Source organism: Mesorhizobium sp. M0991, from assembly GCF_040318915.1.
Lineage (GTDB): Bacteria > Pseudomonadota > Alphaproteobacteria > Rhizobiales > Rhizobiaceae > Mesorhizobium.
Genome location: NZ_JAMYNE010000003.1, coordinates 16,153 through 29,635 on the forward strand (window position 1 = coordinate 16,153; position 13,483 = coordinate 29,635).

17 protein-coding genes are annotated in these 13,483 nt (G+C 63.1%); 11 read left to right on the forward strand and 6 right to left on the reverse strand.

The window, feature by feature from the left end:
* Nucleotides 1-66 precede the first annotated feature (66 nt).
* From NKH70_RS05730 to NKH70_RS05740, 3 genes are all read right to left on the reverse strand, one after another.
* Nucleotides 67-324 (reverse strand): hypothetical protein, encoded by a 258-nt coding sequence (locus NKH70_RS05730; RefSeq protein WP_023677749.1) that lies wholly within the window; start codon nucleotides 322-324, stop codon nucleotides 67-69.
* A gap of 372 nt (nucleotides 325-696) precedes the next feature.
* On the reverse strand, nucleotides 697-1,074 hold the full coding sequence (locus tag NKH70_RS05735) for a TIGR02301 family protein (protein ID WP_352467197.1): 378 nt from the start codon (nucleotides 1,072-1,074) through the stop codon (nucleotides 697-699).
* 48 nt (nucleotides 1,075-1,122) lie between these two features.
* Nucleotides 1,123-1,548, reverse strand: a complete 426-nt coding sequence (locus NKH70_RS05740; RefSeq protein ID WP_352911565.1) for an NUDIX hydrolase — start codon at nucleotides 1,546-1,548, stop codon at nucleotides 1,123-1,125.
* A 123-nt stretch (nucleotides 1,549-1,671) separates the two neighbouring features.
* On the opposite strand from NKH70_RS05740, the gene NKH70_RS05745 reads away from it, so the two are divergent.
* The gene (locus NKH70_RS05745; protein WP_352911562.1) at nucleotides 1,672-2,433 is read left to right on the forward strand and encodes an SOS response-associated peptidase; all 762 of its coding nucleotides are present in this window, start codon (nucleotides 1,672-1,674) and stop codon (nucleotides 2,431-2,433) included.
* A gap of 54 nt (nucleotides 2,434-2,487) precedes the next feature.
* Here NKH70_RS05745 and NKH70_RS05750 read toward each other — a convergent pair whose 3' ends face one another.
* Nucleotides 2,488-2,637: a hypothetical protein gene (locus tag NKH70_RS05750; RefSeq protein ID WP_352911561.1), complete on the reverse strand. Its 150-nt coding sequence runs from the start codon at nucleotides 2,635-2,637 to the stop codon at nucleotides 2,488-2,490.
* Nucleotides 2,638-3,047: 410 nt separating this feature from the next.
* Here NKH70_RS05750 and cysS point away from each other — a divergent pair, with 410 nt between their 5' ends.
* The 7 genes from cysS (at nucleotide 3,048) to rarD (ending at nucleotide 9,459) form a co-directional block, all read left to right on the forward strand.
* The gene (cysS, locus tag NKH70_RS05755; protein ID WP_353024948.1) at nucleotides 3,048-4,517 is read left to right on the forward strand and encodes a cysteine--tRNA ligase; all 1,470 of its coding nucleotides are present in this window, start codon (nucleotides 3,048-3,050) and stop codon (nucleotides 4,515-4,517) included.
* A complete protein-coding gene (locus NKH70_RS05760) occupies nucleotides 4,514-4,900 on the forward strand; it encodes a VOC family protein (RefSeq protein WP_352911555.1) in 387 nt (128 codons plus the stop codon). The genes cysS and NKH70_RS05760 overlap by 4 nt, the downstream gene beginning before the upstream one ends.
* Nucleotides 4,901-4,906: 6 nt before the next feature.
* A complete protein-coding gene (locus NKH70_RS05765) occupies nucleotides 4,907-5,398 on the forward strand; it encodes a GFA family protein (protein WP_352911552.1) in 492 nt (163 codons plus the stop codon).
* A complete protein-coding gene (locus NKH70_RS05770) occupies nucleotides 5,395-5,871 on the forward strand; it encodes a GFA family protein (RefSeq protein ID WP_352911549.1) in 477 nt (158 codons plus the stop codon). Before NKH70_RS05765 ends, NKH70_RS05770 begins: the two co-directional genes overlap by 4 nt.
* Complete coding sequence (gene pip, locus NKH70_RS05775) at nucleotides 5,868-6,824, forward strand: prolyl aminopeptidase (RefSeq protein ID WP_352911548.1); 957 nt, start codon at nucleotides 5,868-5,870, stop codon at nucleotides 6,822-6,824. Before NKH70_RS05770 ends, pip begins: the two co-directional genes overlap by 4 nt.
* Nucleotides 6,821-8,443, forward strand: coding sequence for a citramalate synthase (cimA, locus tag NKH70_RS05780; protein ID WP_352911546.1), 1,623 nt, complete (start codon nucleotides 6,821-6,823; stop codon nucleotides 8,441-8,443). Before pip ends, cimA begins: the two co-directional genes overlap by 4 nt.
* Nucleotides 8,444-8,526: 83 nt before the next feature.
* The gene (gene rarD / locus NKH70_RS05785; RefSeq protein WP_352911543.1) at nucleotides 8,527-9,459 is read left to right on the forward strand and encodes an EamA family transporter RarD; all 933 of its coding nucleotides are present in this window, start codon (nucleotides 8,527-8,529) and stop codon (nucleotides 9,457-9,459) included.
* A gap of 56 nt (nucleotides 9,460-9,515) precedes the next feature.
* Here the strand turns inward: rarD and NKH70_RS05790 are convergent, their stop codons facing one another.
* Entirely contained in the window at nucleotides 9,516-9,806 is a 291-nt protein-coding gene (locus NKH70_RS05790; RefSeq protein ID WP_352490924.1) for a muconolactone Delta-isomerase family protein, read from the reverse strand.
* A 118-nt stretch (nucleotides 9,807-9,924) separates the two neighbouring features.
* Here NKH70_RS05790 and NKH70_RS05795 point away from each other — a divergent pair, with 118 nt between their 5' ends.
* Nucleotides 9,925-10,812, forward strand: coding sequence for a LysR family transcriptional regulator (locus tag NKH70_RS05795; RefSeq protein WP_352911540.1), 888 nt, complete (start codon nucleotides 9,925-9,927; stop codon nucleotides 10,810-10,812).
* 80 nt (nucleotides 10,813-10,892) lie between these two features.
* On the opposite strand, the gene NKH70_RS05800 is transcribed toward NKH70_RS05795, so the two are convergent.
* The gene (locus NKH70_RS05800; protein ID WP_352911537.1) at nucleotides 10,893-11,504 is read right to left on the reverse strand and encodes an LOG family protein; all 612 of its coding nucleotides are present in this window, start codon (nucleotides 11,502-11,504) and stop codon (nucleotides 10,893-10,895) included.
* A 114-nt stretch (nucleotides 11,505-11,618) separates the two neighbouring features.
* Here NKH70_RS05800 and NKH70_RS05805 point away from each other — a divergent pair, with 114 nt between their 5' ends.
* Both NKH70_RS05805 and NKH70_RS05810 read left to right on the forward strand, forming a co-directional pair.
* Complete coding sequence (locus tag NKH70_RS05805) at nucleotides 11,619-13,064, forward strand: LysM peptidoglycan-binding domain-containing protein (RefSeq protein ID WP_352911535.1); 1,446 nt, start codon at nucleotides 11,619-11,621, stop codon at nucleotides 13,062-13,064.
* Between the two features lie 59 nt (nucleotides 13,065-13,123).
* Nucleotides 13,124-13,483, forward strand: a complete 360-nt coding sequence (locus tag NKH70_RS05810) for an ArsR/SmtB family transcription factor (protein ID WP_353024950.1) — start codon at nucleotides 13,124-13,126, stop codon at nucleotides 13,481-13,483.

The window sequence follows — 13,483 nt, forward strand, 5'->3', positions numbered from 1 at the left end:
TGGTTCCAGCCCATCCATGTGCCCGAACACGATGTCCGGCGGCGCGCCGTCGTCAAAGAACCGGGGTCAGTGCCGCAGCCTTTCGGGCTCGAAGGCCCCGGCAATCACCTTTTCACGCATGCGATCGAGCAGGGCAAGCGCCGAGGTCTCGCCGTTGGTGCGCAGCATTTCGCCGAATGCCGTTTCGAGGGCTGCCTCGGCGATGATTTCCGGCTCGATCCCGGCCGACAATCCTTCTGCCCAGGCTTCGCTGTGGCTTTCCACGGCGGTCAGGCGCTTTTCTTCCCTGACCAGCGCGTCGATGTCGTTGACGCCATGTTCCATTGCGATGTCCACCCTTTCAAGCGGTGATCCGTTGGATAGGGATCAAGCTTGAGTTGTCCCTTTTACACGCAGGCGCAGTAAGTATTTGTAATGCGACATTTTTTGGTCGTTTTCTACAAATTCCGTCGCATCCAGCAAACCTGCGTCCGATCCGTTTCAAACTTAGCCGATTAGGCCGGCCAAGGGGACGGAAACCTTCAGTTTGAGTTAATTTCACATTCGCGCGCTAACGTTTCGTTAACATAGTTGCAAAAGTGCAACATCAGGTTTGCACCAAGGCCTCACTCGAGGCAAGCGGAGAAGTGTCGAACGCGTCCGCCACCCACAGCGCCGGCGCTTGATGCCGGTTTGCCGGAACGGCAGCAGCCGTCGTCAGTTTCCGTAGCGAGAGGCTATGTCGCGAGACAGTGTCTCGCCTTCCTTCATGTAGCGGCTGATGGCTTCCGTCGCCGAGGCGGTGCATTGGGTATAAGTGCCGCCGAAGGACCGGTAGCCGCGGTTGAAGCTGGCGATGAAGCGGGCGCGCCGCTCCGGGTTCGGATTTTCCGATGCGATCAGTTTTTCCATCTCGGCTCGCCACCGGTCGCCTTTCTCGCCACACAGATTACGCAGGAAATGCAGAGAACCGAGCACTTCCGCCAGCCGCATCAGCCCAGGCTCGAATGGCGCTTCGGCAGCGATTGCCGGACGCACGCCGAAACTCACACTGACGGCGAGGCAGGCGGCGAGAAACGAGGACGTGCGGCTCATGAGGCTTTGTGCTGAAACAATTTGTCGCCTGCAAGGCGATTCTCTGGCTCAGGTCTCGCCGTCTTTGTTGGGGCCGAGTAGATCGTCGGCAATTTCAAACACTGCATCGGCGAGCGGCATCGCCGTCATTTCGGCCAGCGTATAGAAAGCCGCGGTTTCGGCGTCGTCGCTGGCAACCGCCTCGCCGCCGGCATAATTGGCCCCAAACACCGTCAGCCAGTAGTCGACCGGATGCCCGTCGCCGCTGCCGTCGATGTGGATTTCCCGCAGCGGCCGGTAGCCGCGCGCCTGCAATCGGGTCTCTTCCAGCAATTCGCGCCGTGCTGCCTGTGCCAGCGTCTCGCCGGCTTCGACCTTGCCGCCGGGAAAGGCATAGAGGCCTTGCGAGGGCGGCCTGGCCCGCTTGACCAGCAGCACCGTGTTCTCGCGCACGACGCAGACCGAGACTGCCGGAATGATCTTGCGTGCTTCCATGGGCTCCGGATCGCTCGATTGGCATAGCCCGTTGTGGACCGGCCGTCGGCGAACAGCTTTAGCGGTTGCGAAAGGCGGGTTCCATGGCCACTTTCACATGCCACCAATTCGAGAGCTGAATTCATGTGCGGACGCTTTGCTTTGACAGCCACTCCGGACCAGACCGCCGCCTTTCTCGGCCTGGCGGAACTTGAGGGGTTTCCGGCCCGCTACAACATCGCGCCGACGCAGCCGGTGCTGATGGCGCTCGCCGGATTGCCGCAGGCGCCGGGCTCGAACCTGCCCGACCGCCGCTCGATGCTGGTGCGCTGGGGCCTGATCCCGGCCTGGGTCAAGGATACGGGTAACTTCCCGCTGCTGTTCAACGCGCGTTCTGAGGGCGCTTCGGAAAAGGCGTCGTTTCGCGCTGCCATGCGCCATCGCCGCGCCCTGGTACCGGCTTCGGGATTCTACGAATGGCACCAAACGGGTGGCAGAAGAGGGCAGCCCTATTGGGTGCGGCCAAGGCATGGCCGGCTTGTCGCCTTCGCCGGGCTGATTGAGACCTATGCCGAGCCGGGCGGGTCGGAAATGGACACCGGCGCCATTCTGACCGCCCATGCCAATGCCGATACTGCCCATATCCACGACCGCATGCCGGTGGTGATCCATCCCGAGGATTTCGCGCGCTGGCTGGATTGCCGCACGCTCGAGCCGCGCGACGTGGCCGATCTGCTGAGACCCGCCCAGCCCGATTTCTTCGAAGCGGTCCCGGTTTCCGACCTCGTCAACAAGGTCGCCAATACCGGGCCGGAGATTCAGGAGAAGGGCGTCGTCGAGCCTGAGCCCGAGAAGGTCAGGCGCCAGAAGTCCGGCGCGAACGACAGGCAGATGAGTTTATTTTAGCAAAAGCTACTATTACGGTACGCCGTGAGCGCCTCAATCTTCCCGACGGCATTCTCAGGCAGCGCGCGGCGAAACGATCTTCTGCGCCGGCTTCTTCTTCTTCGCGGTGTGCAGAAGAGCTGCGACGATTGCTGCCGGGCCGATCGCCCGGTAGTGGCTGGCGAGCGCCGGTTGCTTGGCGCGGTTGGATTCTTGCTTAGCCATTGTTCTCTTCCCTGGTAACGTCTTCGTGTCTGCATTTGCTGGCCGAATCCGACCAAATCGTGACGCTTGCTGATCTAGCCGGCGAATGTTTCATGACAGTGCCGACCTGTTTAATAAAATGTTTCAATAGCTCAATTCCTGTGAGGCAACGATATTTTTGGCGAAGGTAGCGACTTGACGGCAACACCGGGCAAGGCGATAAAGCCCGCCATGAGAACGTCTTTCGCCATTTGTGGCATTTGCATTATCGGCTAGCCTCGCGCTGGTCCTGGACGTTTTCGCCTTCCTCCCAGATTGGACAAACGCCCCGGCCAGCAGGCTGGACCCCGATTTGCGCCTCGGCGTAACCGACTCCATCCAGAGCACGATCCCAAAAGATCATGCCAAAGTAACGCACCGGGAACGCACGTATGTCTGACGCATCGAAGAGCCTGCGCCTCTACAATACGCTAACGCGGAGCAAGGAGGATTTCTTCCCGATCGATCCGCGCAACGTGCGCATGTACGTCTGCGGCCCGACGGTCTACGACTTCGCCCATATCGGCAATGCGCGGCCGGTGATCGTCTTCGACGCGCTGTTCCGTTTGCTGCGCCATCTCTACGGGCAAGCGCACGTCACTTACGTCCGCAACATCACGGACGTCGACGACAAGATTAACGCCCGCGCACTGCGTGATTTCGGCGACGAGATTGCATCGGGCAAGCTGTCGCTGAACGAAGCGATCAGGCGGGTCACCGAAAAGACCGCCGGTCAGTTCCACAAGGACGTGGCGGCGCTCGGTTGCCTGGAGCCGACGGTCGAGCCGCGCGCCACCGAGTTCGTCGAGCCTAGGCCCGACGGCAAGGTCGACATGATCTTCTTGATTCAATGCTTGATCGAACGCGGCCATGCCTATGTCGCGGCTGGAGAAGTCCTGTTCGACACCGCTTCCATGCCGGACTACGGGCAGTTGTCGAAGCGCAATCTCGACGAGCAGCAGGCCGGCGCCCGCGTCGCCGTCGATGCGCACAAGAAAAACCCCCAGGATTTCGTGCTCTGGAAATTGTCTTCGCCCGAGGAGCCGGGCTGGGACAGCCCGTGGGGCAGGGGTCGGCCGGGCTGGCACATCGAGTGCTCGGCGATGTCGGCCGCCTATCTCGGCGAGGTGTTCGACATCCATGGCGGTGGTCTCGACCTGATCTTTCCGCACCACGAGAACGAGATCGCGCAGTCGCGTTGCGCCCACGGCACCGAAACGATGGCCAAGGTGTGGATGCACAACGGTTTCCTGCAGGTCGAAGGTCAGAAGATGTCCAAGAGCCTGGGCAATTTCTATTCGATCACCGAATTGCTGGAGACGGAGACCTTTGGCGGCCGCAAATGGCCGGGCGAGGTGCTCAGGCTGGCGATGCTGATGACGCACTATCGCGAGCCGATCGACTTTTCGGTGCGCAAGCTGGAAGAGGCGGAGAATACGCTGCGTAAATGGAAGCGGGCGGCCGATCTGGCGCCGCCGACGGCAAAGCCGGTGCCGGCGGATGTGATCGAAGCGCTGTCGGACGACCTGGCCACCTATGCCGCATTCCAGTTGCTGACGCAGTTGGCTGGCGATGCTGTTGATTTCGCCGTTGGTAGCGGCAACGCCGCCGCCGAAGACAACGATGCTGCCGCTTCACTGAAGACATCGCTGTTGTTCCTCGGCTTCGATGTCGCAACAGCCAAGGTGGATGAAGACGCCATTGCCAAGGCGATCGCCAAACGCCTCGCGTTGATCGCCGCCAAGAACTGGGCCGACGCCGACCGCATCCGCGACGAGTTGCTGGCGCAAGGCATCCAGTTGAAGGACGGCAAGGACCCCGTCACCGGCGAACGCATCACCACCTGGGAGGTAAAAAGATGATCGATCATCTCGGCATCACCGTTTCAGATTTCGACGCGTCGAAGGCTTTTTACGACAGGGCGATGGCGCCGCTCGGCGCCTCGCTGCTCTACATGGTGCCGCAGGAATATACCGGCGGCGCCAAGGTCGGCGGCTACGGCCGCGACCGGCCGGTGTTTTGGCTGCACGCCGGCAAGGACAAGCCGAAGGATCATCAGCATGTCGCTTTCACCGCGCGCAGCCGCGCCGAGGTCGATGCCTTTCACGCCGCGGCGATCGCCGCCGGCGGCAAGGACAATGGCGGGCCTGGCCTGCGCCCGCACTACCATCCGAACTATTACGCTGCCTTCGTCCTCGATCCCGACGGCAACAATGTCGAGGCGGTCTGCCATGCTCCGGAGTAGTGCGCGATGAGCCTCGACAACAGACCGGTGTATACAGGCGGCTGCCAGTGCGGCGCGGTGCGCTTCCGCGTCGAAGGCACGCTCGGCGATGCTTCCGTCTGCCATTGCCGCATGTGCCAGAAGGCGAGCGGCAATTTCTACCTGCCGCTGGTCTCGGTGCGCGGCGCAAAGCTTGACTGGACGCGCGGTGAGCCCAAACGCTTCCGCTCGTCCAACGCGGCTTTGCGCGGTTTCTGCGCCGAATGCGGCACGCCGCTGACCTTCGAAGCGCCCGACGGCGTGGCGCTCGCCATCGCCGCATTCGACCACCCCGAGGAGATCGCGCCGACGATCCAATGGGGTGTCGAAGCCAAGCTCCCCTATGTGGATCATGTTCACGAATTGCCCGGTGAGGAAACGATGGCCGACGTCTCGTCTGCCTCCTATCTCGCCGACCTCGTCTCTTACCAGCATCCCGACCACGACACCGAACAATGGCCGACGGAGGAAAGATCATGACCGAAACCGTTCGTACCGGCGGCTGCCAGTGCGGCGCCGTGCGCTTCCGCATCCACGGCGCGCTCGGCCGCCCCTCGATTTGCCATTGCCGCATGTGCCAGAAACAGTTCGGCTCGTTTTTCGGCGCGCTGGTGACGGTGCCGAGCGACGGCGTCGAATGGCTGCGCGAGGAGCCGAGTTACTTTCAGTCGTCGGTCAACATCGATCGCGGCTTCTGCGCCCGCTGCGGCACACCGCTGACCTACCGCCAGCCCGGCGCGCTGGAGATCGCCATCGGCGCCTTCGACGACCGTTCCGATCTGGCGCCGCAGATCCAGGTCAACTACGCCGCCAGGCTGCCCTGGGTCGAGACGATCTTCGACGCGCCGGTCCATGACGACCCGGATTTCTACGCGCGACAGGAATCCATCATCTCCTTCCAGCATCCCGATCACGAGACGGCCAACTGGCCGCAGCAGGGCCTGAAATTATGAGCAGCGAATTCCGTACCCTCTATGCCGAGATCGAGGCTTTCGAGTCCGGCATGCTCGACGTTGGCGATGGCCATCAGGTCTATTGGGAGCGCTCAGGCACCCGCGGTGCCAAGCCGGCTGTGTTCCTGCATGGCGGGCCGGGCGGCACCATTTCGCCAAAGCACCGGCGGCTGTTCGATCCGAAGCTGTACGATGTCATCCTGTTCGACCAGCGCGGCTGCGGAAAATCGACGCCCAATGCCTCGCTTGAAGCCAACACCACCTGGCACCTGGTCGCCGACATCGAGCGCCTGCGAAAAATGTGCGGCTTCGACAAATGGCTGGTGTTCGGCGGCTCGTGGGGTTCGACGCTGGCGCTGGCCTATGCCGAGACCCACCCCGAGCGGGTCAGCGAACTGGTCGTGCGCGGCATCTACACGCTGACCCGCGCCGAACTCGAATGGTACTACCAGTTCGGCGTGTCAGAGATGTTCCCCGACAAGTGGGAGCGGTTTGTGGCGCCGATCCCGGAGGCTGAGCGCGGCGACATGATGGCCGCCTACCGCAAACGGCTGGTCGGCAGCGATCCTGTGGCGCAGGTCGAGGCCGCCCGCGCCTGGAGCCTGTGGGAGGGCGAGACGATCACGCTGCTGCCGGAACCGGAAACCAGCGGTCCCTTCGGCCAGGATGATTATGCCCTGGCTTTCGCCCGCATCGAGAACCACTACTTCGTCCATGCCGGCTGGCTGGAAGAGGGACAGCTGCTGCGCGATGCATGGAAGCTTAAGGATATCCCGGGTACCATTGTTCACGGCCGCTACGACATGCCGTGCCCGGCGCGCTATGCCTGGGCGCTGCACAAGGCGTGGCCGAAAGCGGATTTCCATCTGATCGAAGGCGCCGGCCACGCCTATTCGGAGCCGGGCATCCTCGACAGGCTGATCCGCGCGACGGACATGTTTGCCGGGAAATGACCATGGCTCGCGAGCGCCTTTATCTGTTCGACACCACGCTGCGCGATGGTCAGCAGACGCCGGGTATCGACTTTTCCGTGGAGGACAAGATCGCCATCGCCAAGCTGCTCGACGAGTTCGGCATTGACTACGTTGAGGGCGGCTACCCCGGCGCCAATCCAACCGACACCGCCTTCTTTGCCGAGCGTCGCACGGCCGATGCCAAGTTCGTCGCCTTTGGCATGACCAAACGGGCAGGAGTGTCGATCTCGAACGATCCCGGCCTTGCCGCGCTGGTCCAGTCGAAGTCGGACGCCATCTGCTTCGTCGCCAAGAGTTGGGACTACCATGTCCGCATCGCGCTCGGCTGCACCAATGAGGAGAACCTCGAGGCGATCAAGGCCTCGGTCGAGGCGGCGCTCACTGCCGGCAAGGAGGCGATGGTCGACTGCGAGCATTTCTTCGACGGCTTCAAGGCCAATTCAGATTATGCGCTGGCCTGCGCCAGGACGGCTTATGAAGCCGGCGCGCGCTGGGTGGTGCTGTGCGACACCAATGGCGGCACGCAGCCCTCCGAGGTGCGCGCCATCGTCGAAAAGGTGATCGCGGCCGGCATACCGGGCGACCATCTCGGCATCCACGCCCATGACGACACCGGTCAGGCGGTGGCAAATTCGCTTGCCGCCGTCGAGGCCGGCGTGCGCCAGATCCAGGGCACGCTGAACGGCATCGGCGAGCGCTGCGGCAACGCCAACCTGATCTCGATCGTGCCGACATTGGCGTTGAAGCCGGCCTTTTCGGGCCGCTTTGCTACAAGCATTTCGGCAGAGGCGTTGACCGGTATATCGCGCCTGTCCCGCGCCTTCGACGAGTTGCTGAACCGCGCGCCCGAAGCGCAGGCGCCCTATGTCGGGGCCTCCGCTTTCGCCACCAAGGCCGGCATCCATGCCTCGGCGCTCGCCAAGGAGCCGGCGACCTACGAGCATGTGCCGCCAGAGACTGTCGGCAACCGCCGCCGCGTCATGGTTTCGGACCAAGGTGGGAAGGCCAATTTCCTCGCCGAGCTGAAGCGGCGAGGCATCGACATGCCCCGGGATGACCATCGCCTCGACGCGCTGATCGCTGTGGTCAAGGAGCGCGAGGCCGAGGGCTACGCCTACGAAGGTGCCGACGCCAGCTTCGAGCTTCTGGCGCGCAAGATGCTGCACGGCCTGCCGGAATTCTTCCGCGTCACCTCGTTCCGCTGCATGGTCGAGCGCCGCTTCGATGCCAACGGCCAGCTGAAGACGGTCTCGGAGGCGATCGTGAAAGTGCTGGTCGAGGGCGAGGAGAAGATGTCGGTCGCCGAAGGCCATGGCCCGGTCAACGCGCTCGACATTGCGCTGCGCAAGGATCTCGGCAAATTCCAGAGCGAGATCGCCGATCTCGAGCTGGCCGACTTCAAGGTGCGTATCCTCAATGGTGGCACCGAGGCGATCACCCGCGTGCTGATCGAATCGCATGACGGCACCGGCGCGCGCTGGTGGACGGTCGGCGTCTCCGAAAACATCATCGATGCTTCGTTCCAGGCGCTGATGGATTCGATCGTCTACAAGCTGATGAAGAACCGCGACATGGCGGGATTGGCGGCGGCGGAGTAGCGTTGAACCATCAGCGAGACTCCATTGATCCATCAGCAATTTGCGATGGTTTTGGGCAAGCCGCTGGCGCATAGCCTTGGGCCATGGCTACCCAAGCACTTCAAATCGAGGCCGATACCAAAGCTCGTCGCGGCTTCCTGCTGGCGCTCGGGGCCTACCTGCTTTGGGGGCTGCTGCCCTTCTACATGAAGGCTGTCGCGCATCTGCCGCTGGCCGAAGTCATCGCCCACCGCATCGTCTGGTCGGTGCCAATCGCGGCCGCTGTCCTGGTCTGGGCCGGCCGCACTGCCGATTTCAAAGCGGCAGTTCGTTCGCCGCGCATCATTTCGATGGCGGTGCTGACGGCGGCGCTGATCTCGGTCAACTGGGGCATCTATGTCTGGGCGATCGCGGTCAACCGCACCATCGAGACGGCGCTCGGCTACTACATCAACCCGCTGGTCAGCGTCGTTGTCGGCGCGCTGCTGCTCGGGGAGCGGCTCGACCGCCTGCAGATCGCGGCGGTGGTGCTGGCGGCAATCGCGGTCGCGGTGCTGACCATCGACGCCGGCAAGCTGCCCTGGGTGTCGCTGGTGCTGGCCTTTTCCTTTGCCGCCTATGGCTTCTTCCGCAAGACGCTGCCAATCGGCCCGAGCCAGGGCTTCCTGCTTGAAGTGCTGCTGCTGTCGGTGCCGGCACTCGGTTACATCATCTTCCTGATCGCCACAGGACAGGATCATTTCGTCTCCAGCTCGCTGAACGACACCGCCTTGCTGATCGGCTGCGGTCCGGTCACCGCCGTGCCGCTGCTGTTGTTTGCGTTCGGCGCCCGGCTGCTGCGCCTCTCCACCATCGGCATCATGCAATATATCGCGCCGACGATCGTCTTTTTGATCGCGGTGCTGATTTTCGGCGAACCCTTCGGCACCGTTCAGGCCATAGCCTTCGGACTGATCTGGGCGGCGCTGGCGATGTACTCCTGGTCGATGTTTTCTTCGGCGCGCAAGATCGTTGCCGCATCCGCTCGAGCCACCTAACGAAGAAAAGGCGGCTGGCCAGTCTTAATGCCGGCAGCCGCCTCTTTCACGATCGCTCAGCGCTTCGGCCCGAAGCCGGGATAGGGCTGCAGCGGCACGACGGCGGCAATGTCCATCATGCCGGCCTTGACCAGCGGCAAGGTTGCGAGATGGTTGCGCACGTCGGCATCGCTGCCGGCCTCGAACATCATGCCGCTGCCGGGAATGTCGCCTCGATTCCACACCTGACGCACGGCGCCTTCGGCATAGAGCGTGCGGCGCTGCTCGGCCTCGCCAGGCAGCAGTGGCGCGAAATCGGCGTCGGTGAACTTTTCGGTGTTGCGCGCAAGAAGGGCAAAGAACTGCATCGGAATCTCCTGATGTTGGCCGTTGGAATGGCGAAAATATTCGCTTCGACTGGCCAGACAGTCCAAGACTGATTAGGCTAAAGTTGAGACCTTACGGGACTTTAGCATCGGAGCAACAATGTTCGACCTGCGCCAGCTCCGCTATTTCATCACGGTGGCCGAAACCGGCAATGTCGGGCGTGCCGCCGAATTGCTCCGCATCTCGCAGTCGCCGCTCAGCCGTCAGATCATGCAGCTGGAGGAGCAACTGGGCGTCGCATTGTTCGAGAGGGCGAGGCAGCGTGTTCATCTCAATCCCGAAGGCCGCGCCTTTCTTGCCGAGGCGCGTGCGCTGCTGGCCCATGCAAGACGGCTGGAGGAGCTCGGCCGCAATCTCGCCAGCGGTACGGTCGGCCGTCTCGCCATCGGCTATGTCGAAGGCGCGGTCCATGCCGGGCTTGTCGCTCGGATGCTGCGCCAGTTTCGCCGCGACCGGCCCGAATTTCATCTTCAACTGAAGGGCCAGCGTTCCGCCGCGCAGATCGAAGCGCTGCGCGAACGATCGCTCGATCTGGGCCTCGTCTACACGCCTCCTTCTGCCGATGATCCCGACATCGCCGCCATGCTCATCATGCGCGAGCCGCTGGTTCTGGCGATGCCGGAAAGCGATCCATTGGCCGATATCGCGGAGATGCTGCCGCAGCAACTGGACGGACGCACCTGGATCACGGTGGTGCGCCAGCCTGACGACACCAACCGCAGCCAATTTCTCGCCGCCTGTGCGAAGGCCGGCTTCCTGCCCGACATTGCCTATGAGACGACCGATCCGTTGACGTCATTGGGCTTGGTCAGCGCCGGGCTTGGACTGGCGACGGTGCAGGCCAGCCTGCGGAGTGCCGCGCCGCCTCAGATCGTGTTTCGTGATCTGCCGTGGTTCGAACGCACGGTCTCGATCCATCTCGCCTGGCGGCGTCAGGACAAGCGTGCGGTCATTGCCGACTTAAGGAGGGCGGTAGGGCAGGGGTGAACAGTGAATAGTGAATAGTCAGTAGGGGATAGACAGGCGCCGGTTCGGAAGGTCTTGTACTTCACCATTCACCATTCACTCTACATCTTATCAATCACCGACTGCACGCCCTCCGTCGGTGCATCTACGGAGGAGCCCGCCACCATGATAGCGGCGACGATTGCTTCCGGGTCCTCGACCACCAGCGGCTTGACCCGTTGCGCCGTGTGGATGAAGCCCTCCGTTGCCATGTGGTCGAGCAACGCCAGCATCGGATCCCAGAACCCTCCAATGTTGCCGAAGACGATCGGCTTGCGATGATGGCCGAGCTGCGCCCAAGTCATGATTTCGACGATCTCCTCGACGGTGCCGATGCCGCCGGGCAACGCCACAAAGGCGTCGGATTTCTCGAACATCCTGTGTTTGCGCTCGTGCATGTTGTCGGTGATGACGAGTTCGTCGAGCCGGTTAAGTGCGGTTTCGGTCGCCTCCCGGTTGATCAGAAAACGTGGAATTATGCCGGTTACCTTGCCGCCGGCCTTTAATGCCCCTTCAGCGACGGCACCCATGATCCCTTTAGTGCCGCCGCCATAAATCAGACGCAGGCCGGACTTGGCGATCGAGCGGCCAAGCAGGTGTCCGGCCTTGATATAGGTCTCATCTCGGCCCGGGGACGAGCCGCAATAGACGCAGACAGATCGAATCGTGTTCATGTTATGATTGGTGATAGGGACTATTGGCATGGTCAAGCCCTGGGGCGGGCTTTTTCTTGTCGGCTTTGGTAAAACAGGCTAGACCGAAATTAGGTGGCTAAGGGGCAGGGAAACATGGCAATTAATCCATTGAAGGCGTTTTTGTTCGCGGCTGGCGGCTCTGTCGCCGCGGCGGGAACCGCCTATGTATCGGGCGCACTCGACCCGTATCTCAATTCCGCCCCGCCTGCGGAGGTCGCGGCGCTGACGCCGCCGGCTTCGAAACCGGCCGCTCCGGCGACCGAGGGCCGGCTGCCGCCTGCGCCTGCCGCGTCCACCGATGCGGCAGCGCCCGCCGCCCCGGCCGCAGCAGGTGCAATCGTGCCGACCTTCGATATCGTGCGTGTCGAAAGCAACGGCTCGATCGTCGTCGCCGGCAATGCGGCGCCCAACGCCAAGGTCGAGATTCTCAACGGTTCGACTGTGCTCGGCTCGACGGTGGCCGGTCCCGACGGCGCCTTTGCCATTATTCTCGACGATCCGCTGAAGCCCGGCGACTACACGATCACGCTGCGCTCGACGGCTGGCAATGTCGTGATCGCCTCGGCGCAGACCGCCGTCGTTTCGATCCCCCAGAATTCCACCGGCCAAGTGCTGGCAATGGTCGAGGAGCCGGGCAAGCCGTCCGAACTGCTCACTGTTCCAGCCCCTGAGGCAAAATCTGATGCCTCGCCGCCTGCCACCGGCACCGAACTGCCGGCCGCCGCCGCGCCGGCGCCAGCCGCCCCGGCCGCCATTGAAGCCCCACCGGCTCCGGCAGCGCCCGCCACACCGGCAGCGCCTGCTGCTCCCGTGGCGGAGCCCAAGATCGTCGTCGAAGCCGTCGAAATCGACGGCAACAAGATTTTCGTTGCCGGCGTCGCTGATCCCGGCCGCAAGGTGCGCGCCTATGCCAACGATATCCTGCTCGGCGACGCGAAGACCTCGCCCGACCGCCACTTCCTGGTCGAAGCGACACGCGACATTCCGGTCGGCACCTACACCATTCATGTCGACGCGCTCGACGCCGACGGGGTGACGGTGGTGGCTCGTGCCGCCGTGCCGTTCGAGCGCGAGCCGGGCGAGGCGGTTGCCGCCGTCGCGCCCGCCGAGCCAAAGCCTGCCGAGATAAAACCAGCCGAGCCGAATGCTCCGGCGACCAAAGCCGCGCCGGCTACGCCGGCAACAGCCGCCGAAACGCCCGCAACTGCGCCCACTCCTGCCACCGAGGCCCCGGCCGAAATGGCCGCCACAACGCCTTCGGGCGAAACTCCCGAGACGGTGGCTCCAAAGCTCGAACATGCCGATGGCGCAGTCATTATCCGCCGCCATGACACGCTGTGGCGGATTTCGCGGCGGGTCTATGGCCAGGGCATGCGCTACTCGACCATCTATCTCGCCAACCAGGACCAGATCAGCAATCCGAACCGCATCTGGCCGGGGCAGGTGTTCAAGGTGCCGGAGAAATCGAAGGAAGGCGAGCCCGCCGATCTCAAGGCAATGGGTGACCAAATGACGACGGCGCCAGCCAAGACCGAGTAGCGTTCTGCCCATCAGGATAGCTTGCGGCAGGGCCAGTCATCGTTTATCGCCGATGGACGATGACCGAATCCCCCCTCGTAACGGACCGACGCCGCGCGGCAGATGAACACGCGCCGGCCAACTGCACGCCGGTTAGCCGCGCCGTCGCTGTCCAGCTCGCGGCCCTTTCGCATCCAGCGCGGATCGACATTCTCAAACACCTTTCCGCCAGCCGTTCCTGCTGCTGCCGCGAGGTCGTCGAGCATCTCGACCTGGCGCAGTCCACCGTTTCCCAGCATTTGAAGATACTGGTCGAGGCCGGGCTGATCCGCTTCGAGCCTGACCGCCAGCGCTCGCGCTATGAACTCGACCGTGCCGCGCTCGCCGATGTTTCCGCATCGTTAGCCGCGCTGGTCGATTCCTGCTGCTCCGGCCGCTAA

What these genes read in the sequence shown, in the direction of transcription:
- NKH70_RS05730 (WP_023677749.1), bottom strand. Translation starts at nt 324, where the DNA reads ATGGAACATGGCGTCAACGACATCGACGCGCTGGTCAGGGAAGAAAAG.
- NKH70_RS05735 (WP_352467197.1), bottom strand. Translation starts at nt 1,074, where the DNA reads ATGAGCCGCACGTCCTCGTTTCTCGCCGCCTGCCTCGCCGTCAGTGTG.
- NKH70_RS05740 (WP_352911565.1), bottom strand. Translation starts at nt 1,548, where the DNA reads ATGGAAGCACGCAAGATCATTCCGGCAGTCTCGGTCTGCGTCGTGCGC.
- NKH70_RS05745 (WP_352911562.1), top strand. Translation starts at nt 1,672, where the DNA reads ATGTGCGGACGCTTTGCTTTGACAGCCACTCCGGACCAGACCGCCGCC.
- NKH70_RS05750 (WP_352911561.1), bottom strand. Translation starts at nt 2,637, where the DNA reads ATGGCTAAGCAAGAATCCAACCGCGCCAAGCAACCGGCGCTCGCCAGC.
- cysS (WP_353024948.1), top strand. Translation starts at nt 3,048, where the DNA reads ATGTCTGACGCATCGAAGAGCCTGCGCCTCTACAATACGCTAACGCGG.
- NKH70_RS05760 (WP_352911555.1), top strand. Translation starts at nt 4,514, where the DNA reads ATGATCGATCATCTCGGCATCACCGTTTCAGATTTCGACGCGTCGAAG.
- NKH70_RS05765 (WP_352911552.1), top strand. Translation starts at nt 4,907, where the DNA reads ATGAGCCTCGACAACAGACCGGTGTATACAGGCGGCTGCCAGTGCGGC.
- NKH70_RS05770 (WP_352911549.1), top strand. Translation starts at nt 5,395, where the DNA reads ATGACCGAAACCGTTCGTACCGGCGGCTGCCAGTGCGGCGCCGTGCGC.
- pip (WP_352911548.1), top strand. Translation starts at nt 5,868, where the DNA reads ATGAGCAGCGAATTCCGTACCCTCTATGCCGAGATCGAGGCTTTCGAG.
- cimA (WP_352911546.1), top strand. Translation starts at nt 6,821, where the DNA reads ATGACCATGGCTCGCGAGCGCCTTTATCTGTTCGACACCACGCTGCGC.
- rarD (WP_352911543.1), top strand. Translation starts at nt 8,527, where the DNA reads ATGGCTACCCAAGCACTTCAAATCGAGGCCGATACCAAAGCTCGTCGC.
- NKH70_RS05790 (WP_352490924.1), bottom strand. Translation starts at nt 9,806, where the DNA reads ATGCAGTTCTTTGCCCTTCTTGCGCGCAACACCGAAAAGTTCACCGAC.
- NKH70_RS05795 (WP_352911540.1), top strand. Translation starts at nt 9,925, where the DNA reads ATGTTCGACCTGCGCCAGCTCCGCTATTTCATCACGGTGGCCGAAACC.
- NKH70_RS05800 (WP_352911537.1), bottom strand. Translation starts at nt 11,504, where the DNA reads ATGAACACGATTCGATCTGTCTGCGTCTATTGCGGCTCGTCCCCGGGC.
- NKH70_RS05805 (WP_352911535.1), top strand. Translation starts at nt 11,619, where the DNA reads ATGGCAATTAATCCATTGAAGGCGTTTTTGTTCGCGGCTGGCGGCTCT.
- NKH70_RS05810 (WP_353024950.1), top strand. Translation starts at nt 13,124, where the DNA reads ATGACCGAATCCCCCCTCGTAACGGACCGACGCCGCGCGGCAGATGAA.